At 69.0% G+C, this 13,518-nt stretch carries 14 protein-coding genes and 1 tRNA gene; 11 read left to right on the plus strand and 4 right to left on the minus strand.

Going from position 1 to position 13,518, the window contains the following annotated elements; genetic code table 11:
• Nucleotides 1–4 precede the first annotated feature (4 nt).
• The 8 genes from AB5G72_RS03780 to AB5G72_RS03815 are packed head-to-tail and all read left to right on the plus strand — an operon-like array spanning nt 5 to nt 8,675.
• Complete coding sequence (locus AB5G72_RS03780; RefSeq protein ID WP_120284520.1) at nt 5–1,243, plus strand: MCE family protein; 1,239 nt, start codon at nt 5–7, stop codon at nt 1,241–1,243.
• A complete protein-coding gene (locus AB5G72_RS03785; RefSeq protein WP_185951238.1) occupies nt 1,240–2,295 on the plus strand; it encodes an MCE family protein in 1,056 nt (351 codons plus the stop codon). The genes AB5G72_RS03780 and AB5G72_RS03785 overlap by 4 nt, the downstream gene beginning before the upstream one ends.
• Nucleotides 2,288–3,436 (plus strand): MCE family protein, encoded by a 1,149-nt coding sequence (locus tag AB5G72_RS03790; RefSeq protein WP_120284516.1) that lies wholly within the window; start codon nt 2,288–2,290, stop codon nt 3,434–3,436. The genes AB5G72_RS03785 and AB5G72_RS03790 overlap by 8 nt, the downstream gene beginning before the upstream one ends.
• A complete protein-coding gene (locus AB5G72_RS03795) occupies nt 3,433–4,698 on the plus strand; it encodes an MCE family protein (protein WP_120284514.1) in 1,266 nt (421 codons plus the stop codon). Before AB5G72_RS03790 ends, AB5G72_RS03795 begins: the two co-directional genes overlap by 4 nt.
• Entirely contained in the window at nt 4,698–5,948 is a 1,251-nt protein-coding gene (locus AB5G72_RS03800; protein WP_120284512.1) for an MCE family protein, read from the plus strand. The genes AB5G72_RS03795 and AB5G72_RS03800 overlap by 1 nt, the downstream gene beginning before the upstream one ends.
• A complete protein-coding gene (locus AB5G72_RS03805) occupies nt 5,945–7,363 on the plus strand; it encodes an MCE family protein (RefSeq protein ID WP_440221042.1) in 1,419 nt (472 codons plus the stop codon). Before AB5G72_RS03800 ends, AB5G72_RS03805 begins: the two co-directional genes overlap by 4 nt.
• The gene (locus tag AB5G72_RS03810; RefSeq protein WP_096906008.1) at nt 7,363–7,905 is read left to right on the plus strand and encodes a hypothetical protein; all 543 of its coding nucleotides are present in this window, start codon (nt 7,363–7,365) and stop codon (nt 7,903–7,905) included. The genes AB5G72_RS03805 and AB5G72_RS03810 overlap by 1 nt, the downstream gene beginning before the upstream one ends.
• Nucleotides 7,902–8,675, plus strand: a complete 774-nt coding sequence (locus AB5G72_RS03815) for a hypothetical protein (RefSeq protein WP_440221043.1) — start codon at nt 7,902–7,904, stop codon at nt 8,673–8,675. Before AB5G72_RS03810 ends, AB5G72_RS03815 begins: the two co-directional genes overlap by 4 nt.
• Nucleotides 8,676–8,756: 81 nt before the next feature.
• On the opposite strand, the gene AB5G72_RS03820 is transcribed toward AB5G72_RS03815, so the two are convergent.
• The 3 genes from AB5G72_RS03820 to AB5G72_RS03830 form a co-directional block, all read right to left on the minus strand.
• Complete coding sequence (locus AB5G72_RS03820) at nt 8,757–10,205, minus strand: alpha,alpha-trehalose-phosphate synthase (UDP-forming) (RefSeq protein WP_440221044.1); 1,449 nt, start codon at nt 10,203–10,205, stop codon at nt 8,757–8,759.
• 34 nt (nt 10,206–10,239) lie between these two features.
• The gene (locus tag AB5G72_RS03825) at nt 10,240–10,422 is read right to left on the minus strand and encodes a hypothetical protein (RefSeq protein ID WP_067711921.1); all 183 of its coding nucleotides are present in this window, start codon (nt 10,420–10,422) and stop codon (nt 10,240–10,242) included.
• Between the two features lie 71 nt (nt 10,423–10,493).
• Nucleotides 10,494–11,876 (minus strand): threonine/serine ThrE exporter family protein, encoded by a 1,383-nt coding sequence (locus tag AB5G72_RS03830; RefSeq protein WP_241504344.1) that lies wholly within the window; start codon nt 11,874–11,876, stop codon nt 10,494–10,496.
• 77 nt (nt 11,877–11,953) lie between these two features.
• Between AB5G72_RS03830 and AB5G72_RS03835 the strand changes: the two genes are divergently transcribed.
• From AB5G72_RS03835 to AB5G72_RS03845, 3 genes are all read left to right on the plus strand, one after another.
• Nucleotides 11,954–12,026: transfer RNA gene (locus tag AB5G72_RS03835), tRNA-Thr, on the plus strand.
• A 178-nt stretch (nt 12,027–12,204) separates the two neighbouring features.
• On the plus strand, nt 12,205–12,579 hold the full coding sequence (locus tag AB5G72_RS03840) for a nuclear transport factor 2 family protein (protein WP_440221045.1): 375 nt from the start codon (nt 12,205–12,207) through the stop codon (nt 12,577–12,579).
• 16 nt (nt 12,580–12,595) lie between these two features.
• Entirely contained in the window at nt 12,596–12,988 is a 393-nt protein-coding gene (locus tag AB5G72_RS03845; RefSeq protein ID WP_227022412.1) for a nuclear transport factor 2 family protein, read from the plus strand.
• Nucleotides 12,989–13,048: 60 nt separating this feature from the next.
• Here the strand turns inward: AB5G72_RS03845 and AB5G72_RS03850 are convergent, their stop codons facing one another.
• Nucleotides 13,049–13,477 carry an HIT family protein gene (locus AB5G72_RS03850; RefSeq protein ID WP_067711927.1) on the minus strand — a complete coding sequence of 143 codons (429 nt, stop codon included), beginning with the start codon at nt 13,475–13,477 and terminating at the stop codon, nt 13,049–13,051.
• Between the last annotated feature and the right edge of the window lie 41 nt (nt 13,478–13,518).

The following is a 13,518-nucleotide window of genomic DNA, read 5'->3' on the forward strand; positions in this document are numbered from 1 at the left end:
ACAGATGGCGAGGACGGTGAGTCAGAGCGACGCGTTGCCCAAGCGCGTCGCGGCCGCGAGCCTGGCGCTGTTCATCGTCGTCGTGGTCGCGCTCTCGCTCCTGATGTTCGTGCGCGCCTTCGACGACCGGGTGCCGCTGACCGTGCGCAGCGATCGCGCGGGTCTGGTCATGGAGGCCGACGCGAAGGTGCGTTCGCGTGGCGTCGAGATCGGCAATGTCACCGACATCCGCCAGGAGTTCGACGGCGCGACCCTCGACATCGAGGTGGATCCCGCCGCTCTCGAGGCGATCCCGTCCAACTCGGTCGTGACGATCGGGTCCAATACGGTCTTCGGAGCCAAGTCGGTCGACTTCGAACCCCCGGCGCGCCCTGCCCCGACGGCCCTCGAGGCCGGGGCCGTCGTCGAGACGTCCAACGTCACCACCGAGGTGAACACCCTCTTCGAGGACCTCACCGTCCTGCTGGAGGCGATCGAGCCGGAGAAGCTCAACGCCACGCTGGGCGCCATCTCGGGCGCTGTCGACGGCCGGGGCGAGCAGGTGGGGAGCACGATCACCGATCTGAACGACTACCTGCAGGAGATCAACCCGCAGATCGAGACCCTCCAGCGCGACCTGGCCAAGGGGTCCCGCGTGGCCAACCTCTACGCCGACGTCACGCCTGACCTGATGCGGTTGCTCGACTCCGGCACGGACGTCGGCGCCAACGTGGTCAACAACCAGGCCCGGTTCGAGCAGTTGCTGGCCTCCAGCATCGGAACCGGGGAGACCGGCAAGCGGCTGCTGTCGGAGAACGGCAACGAGCTCGTCAAGACACTGTCGGACCTGCGGGCGTCCACCAGCCTGCTCGCCGAGTACTCGCCCATGCTGACCTGTCTGATCGTCGGGCTCAACCAGGGTGTCGAGGGCGCGATGTCCGCCTTCGGTGGCAAGGACCAGCCGGGCCTCGTGTTCAAGGCCGGTTTCCAGCAGGGTGCGCGCGCGTACGAGTACCCCAAGGACCTCCCGAAGGTCAACGCCAGCACCGGGCCCAACTGCTACGGACTGCCGTTCCCGGACCCGGACGTCCACGCCCCGTTCGTCGTCACCGACACCGGCTCCAACCCCGTGGAGGGTATGCCCGACGTGTTCACCTCTCGCCCCGCGCCGCTCTTCGGTCCGCTCCGTCCGACCGTCCCCGGGGTACCCGCGCCCCCGACCCTTCTGCAGGTCATGCTCGGGATGGACGGGGGCACCCCGTGAGCGCGGCCCGCGCGGCAGCGCGCGACCTCCGCGCCACCGTGGTGAAGCTGACGCTGTTCACCACGGTGATGGCCCTGGTCCTCATCGGTCTGGTCGTGGTATTCAGCGAGTACCGGTCGGGTGACACCGAGGACTACAACGCCGCCTTCACCGACGTCTCCGGTCTCGAACCGGGGGACAAGGTGCGCATCGCGGGCGTCGAGGTGGGCACGGTCGGCAGCATCGAGCTGGCCGAGGGCAACACCGCCGCGGTGGAGTTCTCGGTGGCAGGGGACCAAGTGGTCCACACCAGTACCGAGGCGATGGTGCGCTACGAGAACCTCACCGGTGACCGGTACCTGGAACTCAAGCGGGGCGAGGGCGACCAGTCCCCGCTCGAGATCGGCGGGACGCTGCCCCTGTCCCAGACGTCGCCGGCCCTGGATCTGGACGCGCTCCTGGGCGGGTTCCGCCCGTTGTTCAAGGCGCTCGATCCCGGCCAGGTGAACCAGCTCTCCGAGTCCATCGTCAAGGTGTTCCAGGGGGAGGCGGGAACCGTCCAGGACCTGCTCGCCGCGACGTCATCCCTGACACAGACGCTGGCGGACCGCGATCAGCTCATCGGCGACGTGATCACCAACCTCAACGGGGTGCTCACCACGGTGGCGGACAACCAGGACAATGTGGATTCGATCGTCGACGACCTCCAGCAGCTCGTCTCCGGACTGTCCGCGAACGCAGGACCGATCGGCGAGTCCGTCGACCGCCTCAACGACGCGAGCGCCAACATGACCACCCTGCTGGCCGACGTCCGTCCCGCCCTGCGTGAGGACGTAGCCCAGATCGACCGGGTGGCGACGCTCATCAACGAGGACGAGCCGTTCGTGGAGAACGTGATGAACCGGCTCCCGTCGGACTTCGAGAAGATGGGACGGCTCGGCATCTACGGCAGCTTCTTCCAGTTCTACCTGTGCGGCAACATCGTGCAGATCACCGACCCCGCCACCGGGCAGGGGCTCTACATGCCGCAGTACGAGCAGACGACGGGACGGTGTGCCTTCCCCGATGAGTGACGATTCAAGCCAGGCGCCCCCCAAGGCGCCCCGCGGTCAACTCCGGTTCCGAGACCGCGATCCCAAGAAGCTCGGCGTGTGGGGAGCAGTGGGCGCCGTGGCGTTGATGGGGATCTCCCTCAACTACGACCGCATCCCCTACGTCAACGGCATGCGCGACGCGACCGTCTACGTCGCCGACGCCGCGGGTCTCGACACCGGGGACCACGTCCAGGTCGCCGGGATGAATGTCGGGACGGTCCGCAAGATCGAGCTGGACGGTGACCGGGTGAGGGTGCGCTTCGCCATCAACCGGGGTGTCGAACTCGGTGCCGACACCTCCGCGCAGATCAAGACGGACTCGATTCTCGGCCGCCGCGCGCTCGGCGTCTTCTCGGACGGCCGGGGAGATCTCGAGGACAACACGATCCCGATCGAGCGGACCTCCGTCCCGTACTCGCTCACGTCGGCGCTCGGCGACCTCAGCGACACCGTCGAGGCCATGGACACCGACAAGGTGGACGAGGCCCTGACCGTTCTCGCCGAGACCATGGAGGGGTCGTCTCCCGAGGTCCGGGGTGCGATCGACGGGATCACCCGTCTGTCCCGCTCCCTCAACGAACGCGACGAGGGGGTCCGACAACTGCTCGAGAAGGCGGCCGGTACCACCGATGTGCTGGGCAGGCGCAGCGACCAGATCAACCAGCTCATGGTCGACGGCAACACCCTGTTCACACAACTCGACCTGCGGCGTCGTGCTCTCAGCGAGCTCATCATGAACATCGACGAACTCGCGCGTCAGCTGTCGGGGCTGGTCCAGGACAACGAGGCCCAACTCGGGCCCGCCCTGGACAAGCTCGAGCAGGTCTCCGATCTACTGATCCGCAACAAGGACGACATCGACCTGGGCCTGCGTCGGATCGTCCCGTTCTCCACGGCGTTGAGTGAGGCCGTCGCCTCCGGACCGTGGTTCAACGCCTACATATCCAACCTGTCCCTCGGCCACTACCAGCAGACGATCGTGAGGGACCTGTTGCCACTGATCGACGACCGCGTCCAGCCTGAACCAGGTCTGGTCCGTGAACCCACCATGCCGGGTACTCCCGAGCTGACGTTCATGGACGAGCACCCCGGCTGGGGCGAGAAGAGGGTGCCGCGATGAGTCGAATCCTGTCTTCCCCGCTGGCCAAGATCGTGGCGCTGCTCGCCGTGATCGCGATCGTCGTGGGCGCGGTGTGGTTCTTCACCGGTCGGACCAAGACGATCACCGCCTACTTCCCGTCCACCCGGGGTGTCTACGAGGACGACACCGTGCGGGTCCTGGGTGTGCGAGTCGGCAGCATCTCCGACATCGCCACCGAGGACGGCAAGTCCAAGGTGACCATGGAGGTCGATCGCGACGTCGCCATCCCGGCGGACGCCAACGCGCTGCTCGTCGCGCAATCCCTGGTCGCCGAGCGCTTCATCCAGCTCACCCCCGCCTTCACCGGTGGGGAGGAGATGCCCGACGGCGGGACGATCCCCGTCGAGCGGACGGCCGTCCCGGTCGAGTGGGACGGGGTCAAGGAGCAGCTCATGAAGCTCTCCTCGGCCCTCGGGCCGACCGGCGACGAGGAGACCGGTCCGCTCGGGGACTTCGTGGAGTCGGCGGATTCGATGCTCGAGGGCAACGGCGGCGAGATCCGCGATGCTCTCAGCGAGGTGTCGCAGACCATGTCGCTGCTGTCCGACGGCCGAGAGAACCTCTTCACCACCCTCAAGAACCTGCAGCTCTTCGTCACGGCCCTGTCCCAGAGCGAGGAGCAGATCGTCTCCTTCGGCGGCAGGCTCGCCAGCGTCTCCCAGGTGCTGGGCGACCAGACCGCGGACATCGATGCGGCCCTGCGCGATCTCGATCTGGCGGTGATGGACATCAACCGGTTCCTGGAGAACCACGGCGACCGTGTCACCACCGGTGTCGACAAGCTGGGCCGGGCGACCGAGGTCGTCCGCGACCGCCGGGCGGAACTGGAGGGCGTGCTGCACGTGGGGCCGACGGCGATGTCGAACTTCTACAACATCTACCGGCCGTACCAGGGTGTGCTCACCGGTGTCCTGGCCATGAACCAGATGGCCAACCCGACCAACTTCATCTGCGGCGCCATCGCCGGCCTGGCCAACAACACCGCCGAGTCCGATGCGCAATTGTGCGCCGAGTACATGGGTCCGCTGTTCAACTCGTTGACCTCCAACTACCCGTACGGCGCGGTCACCCCGCCGATCACCCCGACCGCCGAGCCCCACCAGATCTGGGATCGTCAGAAGCCCGGGACCCGGACCCCGCCCGGTGTGCAGCCGGTGTCGGACCGCCCGGACCCGCTGGTCAACGTCGTCAACCGTGGGGACAACCTCACCGACACCCTGCTCGTGACGGGAGGTGCCTGATGCTCGGCAACGGATCCGGGTCCCGCCTGCGGGCGGTCGGCGCGCTCGGCACGGTGGTCCTGCTCTCGGGGGCCGGGTGTTCGTGGCAGGGTCTCAACTCCCTTCCGCTCCCCGGGGCCCAGGGCAAGGGTGAGGGTGCCTACGAGGTGACGATCGAGATGCCCAACGTCACGACCATCACCCGCAACTCCCCGGTGCGGGTCAACGATGTCAACGTCGGTTCCATCACCGCCATGCGGGTGGAGGACTACACCGCGATCGTCACGATCAGCCTCAACGAGGAGGTCAGGCTCCCGGCCAACGCCCACGCCAAGATCGGGCAGACCAGCCTCCTGGGCTCCCAGCACCTCGAGCTCTTCCCGCCGCCGGAGGGCGACCCGCAGGGCACACTGGCGGACGGTGACGTGATCCCGCTGGCCCGCGCCGGCGTCTACCCAACCACCGAGCAGACGCTGTCGGCGTTGTCGGTCGTCCTCACCGACGGCGGCCTGGCCCAGTTCGAGACCATCGCCACCGAGCTCAACACCGCCCTGGACGGCCGCGAGATCGACGCCAACGAGGTCCTCACGCAGCTGGATACCACCGTCAGCGGACTCGACGACCAGCGTGCCGACATCATCGCCGCGATGGAGGGGCTCGACCGTCTGTCGCGACAGATCAACGAGCAGAACGACACCCTCGCCCGGGCCCTGGCCCAGATGCCGGAGGCGCTGACGTTGATCAATGACCAGAAGCAGCAGCTGACCACGGCCCTGGTCTCGCTCGGCGACTTCGGCAACAAGGCCAACCAGGTCATCGATGCGGGCGGCGGACAGGATCTCGTGGACAACCTCCGCGATCTCACCCCGGTGCTCGAGGGGCTGGCGAACGCCGGACGTGACATGACCCGGGTGCTCAGTTCGCTCATCACGTTCCCGTTCCCGCAGGCGGGTATCGACAACTTCCTGCGCGGGGACTACGCCAACCTGTACATCCACGCCGACGCGACGATGCCGCGCCTGGCGGAGACAATGCTCCTGGGCACCGAGTTCGGTAACCGGATGGCGGGAGTCGAGGGCTACATCGGACTCGCACCGAATCCGCTCGCCGGGGCGGACCCGTACTCCCTCGACGTGCCCCGACCGGAGCCCGCACCCGACGGCGCGCCCGCGCCCGCGGGGGACGCCGCCACGCCGACGCCGGAGCAGCCCGACGGGGACCCCGCACCCGCGGAGCCGCCCGCCGCCACGACCGAGGAGGCACCGCGATGACCCGGCTGGTCAGGATCCAGTTGACGATCTTCGCCGTGGTCACCGTTCTGGCCCTCACGGTCATGTCGGTGTCTTACCTCAAGCTGCCCACGGCCTTCGGATGGCAGCGCACGGACGTCGCCCTGGAGATGCCCGACACCGGCGGCCTCTACCAGAACGCCAACGTCTCGTACCTCGGCAACGTCATCGGTCGTGTCGACTCCGTCACCCTCACACCCGGGCACGTCGTGGCGAACCTGCACTTCGACGCGCGGGCCGATGTCCCGGAGAACGTCCGGGCCCAGATCCGCAGCGTCTCGGCGGTCGGTGAGCAATACGTGGAGTTCGTCCCGGAGGGCGAACCGAGCGGCGAGCTGGCGGACGGGTCCGTGCTCGGGCGGGACCGGGTCGACATGCCCCAGGGGATCGGACCGGTACTGGACCAGGCCACCGTGCTCATGGCGTCGATCGACGATGCCAAGATGCGACGCGTGATCTCCGAGTCGTTCGACGCGTTCAACGGCTCGGAGCGCGACCTCCAGCGCTTCCTCGACTCGGCCCAGTTGTTGCTCGAGGAGGCCCGTTCCAACACGGACGTCACCCGTCAGCTCATCGCCGACGCCGAGCCGGTCCTGGACTCCCAGCTCCGCTCGTCGGACTCGATCCGGGCCTGGACCCGGAACCTCGCGGACCTGACCGATCAGCTCCGGACCAACGAGCCCCAGCTGACCTCGATCATCCAACGCGGCCCGGACTCTCTGGCGCGGGCGACCAAGGTCCTCAACGATCTGCAGCCGACCATGCCGGTGCTGGTCGCCAATCTGGTGAGCGTCGGCGAGGTGGGCGTCGTGTACAACCGCTCCATCGAGCAGCTCCTCGTGATCTACCCCGCCCTGGTGTCCTCGCTCATCACCGCCATCAACGGCGCCAAGGACACCGGTGAGATCAAGGTGGACTTCAACCTCCAGATCAACGAGACCCCGCCGTGCACCACCGGCTTCCTCCCGGCCGATCAACGCCGCTCGCCGGCGGACCTCTCGGTGCCGCCGCTGATCAACGGCATCTACTGCAAGGTGCCCCAGGACTCGCAGCAGGTCGCGCGAGGCGCCCGCAACCTGCCGTGCATGGAGTACCCCGGCCGGCGGGCGGCGTCGCCCGCCGAGTGTGCGGCGGACGACTACCAACCCGAGGGGATCAACCCCCCGGACACGAGCGAGGTCGGTCCGCCCGGGAACAACCCCAACGGGTGGAACGTTGTGCCGTCGTCGGACACCGGAGAACAGGAGATCCGCACGTCGGCCGCGATGTACGACCCGTCGACGGGCGAATACCTGGGCGCCGACGGCAAGACGTATCGTCAGCTCAATCTCGGTGATGCCGGACGACTCTCGGCGGACGCCGACCTGGCCGACATCCTCACGAACGGAGTGACCTAGTGCCACAGCCGGACGACAACCCCGCCGACCGTGGGCGCCTGTGGCTCACCGTGACCGCGGTGGTCGCGGCGGTCTGCCTCGTGGCAGCCGTCGTCGCGACGTCGCTGTGGCTGGGTGAGCGGAACGCGGCGGCCTCCGTGCGCGCCGACCGGGCCTCCGCCGCCGAACTCGACGCCTCGTACCGTGACTTCGCGACGACCGTGATGACCAAGCTCATGACCATCAGGCAGGAGACGCTGTCGGAGGACGTCGACGAGATCGTCGGCCTGATCGACGGCGATTTCTCGGAGCAGTTCGCGCCTCGCCGCGATTCGTACGAGGACGTCGTCAAGACCACTAATGTCGTCGCCGACGGTGTGGTGTCCGCCGCCGCCGTCGAGCACTCCTACCCCGACCGGGCCGAGGTGATCATGGCGATCGACCAGACCATCGGCAACCCGAAGTCCGATGAGGACCAGGACCGCCAGTACCGTGTGCGCGTGACCGTGAACCGACACGACGACGGCGAGATGAAGGTCACGGGGGTGAACTTCATCCCATGACCACTCCCGACTCCGACATCCGCGCCACCCGTCGGGCCCAGCGCGAGGCCGAGCGCGCGGCCCGCGCCCAGCGCAAGGCCGACGCCGCCCGCGAGCGTGCCCTCGAGGCCGCACGGGCCGGTGGGCTGTTCGAGGGCATGGAGGCCATGCCCCGCACCGAGACCGCCGACGCACGATCGGACGAGGACACCGCCGGCGGCGCGACCGCTCGGCCGGCCACCTCGACCCCCTCGTCGTCGCCGGCGTCCCGGGAACCGATCGACCCGGCCCGTCGGCGCACCCTGATCACCGCCCTGGCGCTGGTGTCGGCGGTCCTCGTCGTCGTCACCGGCCTGGCCACGTGGCAGTACGTCGAGGCCCGCGAGGCGACGGCGATCGAGGAACAGATTGCGGCCGCGCCCCGGGCGGCCACCGACGCGGCGCGCGAGATCACCACCCAGATGTTCACCTACGACCACCGGACGGTGGACGCGGACCTCGGAGCGGTACGGGAACGGCTCGCCGACCCGGCGCTGTCGGAGTTCGTCGAGCAGTCCATGCCGACCGTCGCCTCCGCCGCCAAGGAGCAGGAGGCCACCGTCTACGCGACCGTCGCCGCCGCCGCGCCGCAGGAGGTGACGGACGCCGGGCGCGTGACCGTGCTGGTCATGCTCAACCGGATGGTCTCCACCAAGGACGCACCCGAGGCGGCCAGCTCGGCCTCACGGCTGAGCGTGGACATGGTCCGCCAGGATGGGACGTGGAAGCTCGCCGAGCTCAACGCGCTCTGACCCGGAAGCGCTCTGACCCGGACGCGCTCTGACCGCCAACCGACGCCCGGGTATGGGGCGCCGCCCGGGGCGGACGGGGTCCTAGTCGTCCGAGGTGGCGTCGAGGGTGTTGAAGAACCGGCGGGCCCACGCGTGGACGTCATTGCTCAACACCTGCCGACGCAGTGACCGCATACGGCGACGTCGGTCATCGGGGGAGTCGTGGACCGCGGCCATGATGGCGTCCTTGACCCCGTCGAGATCGTGCGGGTTGCACAGGTACGCCTGGCGTAGCTCCGCGGCGGCGCCGGCGAACTCGCTGAGCACCAGGGCGCCCTCGCCGTCGGTGCACGAGGCCACGTACTCCTTGGCCACCAGGTTCATGCCGTCCCGCACGGGCGTCACCAGCATGACGTCGGCGGCCGCGTAGAACGCCGCCAGTTCCGTCTTGGGGACGGGCCGGTGGATGTAGGTCACCACGGGGTGCCCGATCTCGCCGAACGTGCCGTTGATGCGGCCCACCGACTCCTCGATCCGCGACCGCATGATCTGGTACTGCTCGACCCGTTCGCGGCTCGGCGTGGCCAGCTGGAGGAGGGTCACGTCGGCGGGCTCCAGGCGCCCCTCCTCGAACAGCTCCTCCAGCGCGCGCAGGCGGACGTCGATGCCCTTGGTGTAGTCCAGACGGTCCACGCCCAGCAGGAGGACCCGCGGTGACCCCAACTCGTCGCGCAGGCGGGCCGCGCGGGCCTGGGTCTCGCGCGTGCGGGCCGTGGCGTCCACGGCCGCGGAGTCGATGGAGATGGGGAACGCGCCGACCCGCACCATGCGGTCGTCCACCCGGATCTCGGAGGCGCGGCCCCGCGTCGACCGCAGTCGGACGGACGGGTAGCCGCGCAGGCGGTTGGCGAGGATCCGGAAGTTGTCCGCTCCGCCGGGCAGGTGGAAACCCACCAGGTCCGCGCCGAGCATTCCCTCGACCAGCTCGGTGCGCCACGGCAGCTGCATGAACAGTTCGACGGGCGGGAACGGGATGTGGAGGAAGAACCCGATGGTCAGGTCGGGCCGCAGCTCGCGCAGCAGACAGGGCACCAGCAACAGCTGGTAGTCCTGCACCCAGACGGTGGCGCCCTCGGCGGCGGCCTCCGCGGTGGCCTCGGCGAAACGGGTGTTGATCTCGCGGTACGCGTTCCACCATTCGCGGTGGTACTCGGCCGGCACCACCACGTCGTGGAACAACGGCCAGAGGGTGGCGTTGGAGAAACCCTCGTAGTAGAGCTCGACGTCCTGGGCGGACAGGGTGACCGAGTGGAGGCGGATGCCGTCCGTGTCGAACGGTTCGGGGGCGGCGTCGGGGACGCCGGGCCAGCCCACCCAGGCGCCGTCGTTGGCCTTGAGGATGGACTCCAGCGCCGTCACGAGACCGCCGGGGCTGGCCTTCCAGTGTTCGGTGCCGTCTCGGTCGATGACGAGGTCCACGGGGAGACGATTGGCGACGACGACGAAGTCGGCACCTGCTCCGGTGGACGTCTGCCCGGCACCGCTCGTCATCGGTTGTCCCCTCGCGTGGATCGCTGTGGTCTGGTTACTCGGCGTCCGCCGTCACCTGCGGCTCCGGACCGATCCCCAGCATGTCGAGGAGCATCCGGCACTCGTCGGCGTCGGCCGAGTACGAGGCCACGACCTTGCGGGCCATGTCGGCGGTCTCGTCCGCGACCGGCTCCAGGTCGTCGAGCTCGGGTTCTTTGCTGGCGGCGGCGGATGCCATCGGTGTCCTCCTGTGATCGGTGGGGGGGCGCGCGCCCTGTTCGGGCGACATCGTCCGCTGCCGATCCTACGTCACCCGTCCGCGGCCGCCGACCGGCGCAGATTGCGGGTCACCCACTCACCGAACACGATCCCGGCGGCCAGTGCCACAGCGATCGCCAACGCCTGGAACATCAGGCCCAGACCGATACCCGTCTGGTCGCTCGTCAGCGCCGACAGGCCGCGGTACACGGACAGGCCCGGCAGGAACGGCGTGATGCCGGCGATGGTCACCACCAGCGGCGGGACGGTCGCGATACGGGCGAGGATGCCGCCGATCAGGCCCATCGTGCAGGCCGCGAGCGCGGACCCCACCACCACGCCCAGGCCGGTGGCCATGACCGCCTGGAAGATGAGCATCCCTATCGCGCCGACGGCAGCGGCGAGCCAGGTCGCGCGCACCGTCGCATAACTAGCCACGGCGAACCCGGCGGCGCCCACGCCCGCGGCGAAGACCGCGATGTGCACCGCGGCGTTGCCGGCGATGGCCGGGTCGATCGGGGGCGGGGACATGCCGAGGCGTTCGAACGCGGCGAGTGCGATCGTGATCCCGCCCAGCACACCGCCGGTCATGACCATCGTCTCGACCCCTCGCCCGGCAGAGGTCACGGGGAACCCGGTGATGGCGTCCTCGATGGCGCCGACGAGGGTGAGCCCGGCGAGCAGCACGATGATCCCGGCCGCGACCAGCTGGGACGGTTGGACCTCGATGAAGTTGTTGCTCACGGCCACGTACGCGGCGAGGGCCCACGCGGCCGCGATGAACCCGCCCACGACCTGCTGAAAGAAGCTCGGGAGTCGGTGGCTGTCCAGGTAGCGGTTGGCGTACATCAGGGCGAACGTCGAGACCATGGAGATGAGGCCGGCCAGCGGGCTGCCCCCGAGCTGGATGACGACCGCGCACCCCAGCATCGCCCACCCCAGGACCGCGACGCGGAAGGAGTGCGGGTGCGGGGAGGCCACGATCCTCTCGACCTCGGCCGTGGCCTGGTCGACGGTGAGCTGACGGCGCACGATGAGGTCGATGAGACGGGACACGCGGGTCACGCGCGTCATGTCGACGGTGCGGTAGTTGACCACCCGGATGACCGAGATCGGCGGTCGGCCGCGACGTCGGTTGACCCCGATGGTCAGCGACGTGAAGGTGACCTCCACGGTCGCGCCCGGCAGGCCGAACGCCGCCGCCACGGACTCGGCCTGGGCGACGGTGTCCGCCGCGCCCTCGCCGGAGGACAGCAGGATCCCGCCGATCTCGAGGGCGAGGTTGAGGACATCGGTGACGGCGCCGTCGTCGTCGAGGTCGACCGGCGCCATGGGGGACAGCGGGGGCTCGACCGCCAGGTCCATGGCGGACTTGCGCAGTCCCATCCACGCCAGGGGTCGGGTGAGCGGTGCCGGTGCGTCGCGGGTCTCCACGGTGCACACCGTAGTCAAGAGCCCCGACGGTGGCCGGGTTAGGATGACTGGCGGGCCGCGGCGGTGTCGCCGCCCGTGCTGGAGTGGCGCAATTGGTAGCGCACCCGACTTGTAATCGGGCGGTTGCGAGTTCAAGTCTCGTCTCCAGCTCTCGAGTGGCGTCGGCGTTCGAGCCGGAAGCTGAGGGCACGCCAAGTGTCGGGCCGTCGGTGGTGGCCGCGGGATGCGGCCCTGAGCGGGACCCCCAGTTCAGTGATCATTGTTAGCCTCCGTCTACTGGTGAGTAGAATGTTCTCAACATTCCCGTCGCCAGAAGGACGCCGCCGAGATGACGCAGTCCGCAACAGAGATCGCCACTGCGTGGATGGCCGCCCTCGCCTCGGGCGACGCCGAGCGGACCATCGCACTGTCTTCTCCGTCGATCGTCTATACGACAGGCCAGGTCAGGCGCTACGAGGGGCACGATGGTGTCCGCGACATCGTGTCCGACCTCTCCCGACTGGCCGGTTTCCTCACCGTCGGGGTGGAGGGGGAGGTCCTGGAGTCCGAGGGGGTCGTCGCGCTGCGCCGGATCGAGCGGTACACGCTGCCCAGTGGGGGGGTCGAGATCCGGGGCTGTTCGTTCGTGGAAGTGGAGGACGGGGTGGTCACGCGATGGGCAGACTACAAGAGCATGCACGCGATCGACGAGATCGTCGGCTAACGGGGAGGCGGATGCCGTGAGCGAACGCGGAGCCGGGGAGGTGGATCCCCGGGAAGTGGTCAGGGCGCTGGTCGAGGCGGCGTTCGCGGGGGACGTCGAGACTGCGCAGTCATGGTGCACGCCGGACGTCGTTCTCACGATCGAGGGCACGCAGACCGTCCGGGGACACGAGGGCCTGCGCCATGTGATCGAGTTCAACCAGGATGTCTCGACCGACGTCAGCGTGGACATCCACCACGTACTGGGCTCGGGCGATGTGGCGGCGCTCAACCGGACCACACACCTCACCATCGGTGGGGTCGCCCTGAAGGTGGAGGTCGGCTCGTTCTTCGCGCTCCGCGACGGTCTCGTCGCGGCGTGGACCGACTATCAGGACATGCAGGACGTCACCCGGGCGCTCGGACACTGACGATCGGGCAGGGCCCGGCGCCGGCGGCCGACCGCCGACCCCGGGCGGACGGCCCCGGGTTCAGGCCTCCGGGACGAACTCCCCGTAGCCCAGTTCGCGCAGCGACCGCCGGATGGTCTCGGCCGCCGCGTCGGATTCCTCGGCGGGCGCGTCGGGGTCCGCCAGCGACAGGTCGAATCCGGACATGTCGTCGGCGGGGAAGATGTGGATGTGGGTGTGCGGCACCTCGAAGCCGGCGATGAGATACCCGGCGCGCGCCGCACCGAGGCCTCCCACGACCGCCTTGCCGACGGCCTGTGCGACCTCGTTGAGCCGGGTCAGCAGCGCGGGCTCGAGATCGGTCCACCGATCGACCTCCGCGCGCGGGACGACCAGCGTGTGGCCGGGCGCGACCGGTGCGATGGTGAGGAAGGCGACCACCTCGGGGTCCTTCCAGACGAACCGGCCCGGCAGTTCACCGGCGATGATCTTGCTGAAAACGGTCGACATGGACCCCAGCCTACGTATCGGGGGCGATGGCCTCAGGTGGC

The sequence above is a fragment of the Dietzia sp. MNB45 genome (assembly GCF_051994785.1).
In the GTDB taxonomy this organism is placed as follows: domain Bacteria; phylum Actinomycetota; class Actinomycetes; order Mycobacteriales; family Mycobacteriaceae; genus Dietzia; species Dietzia kunjamensis.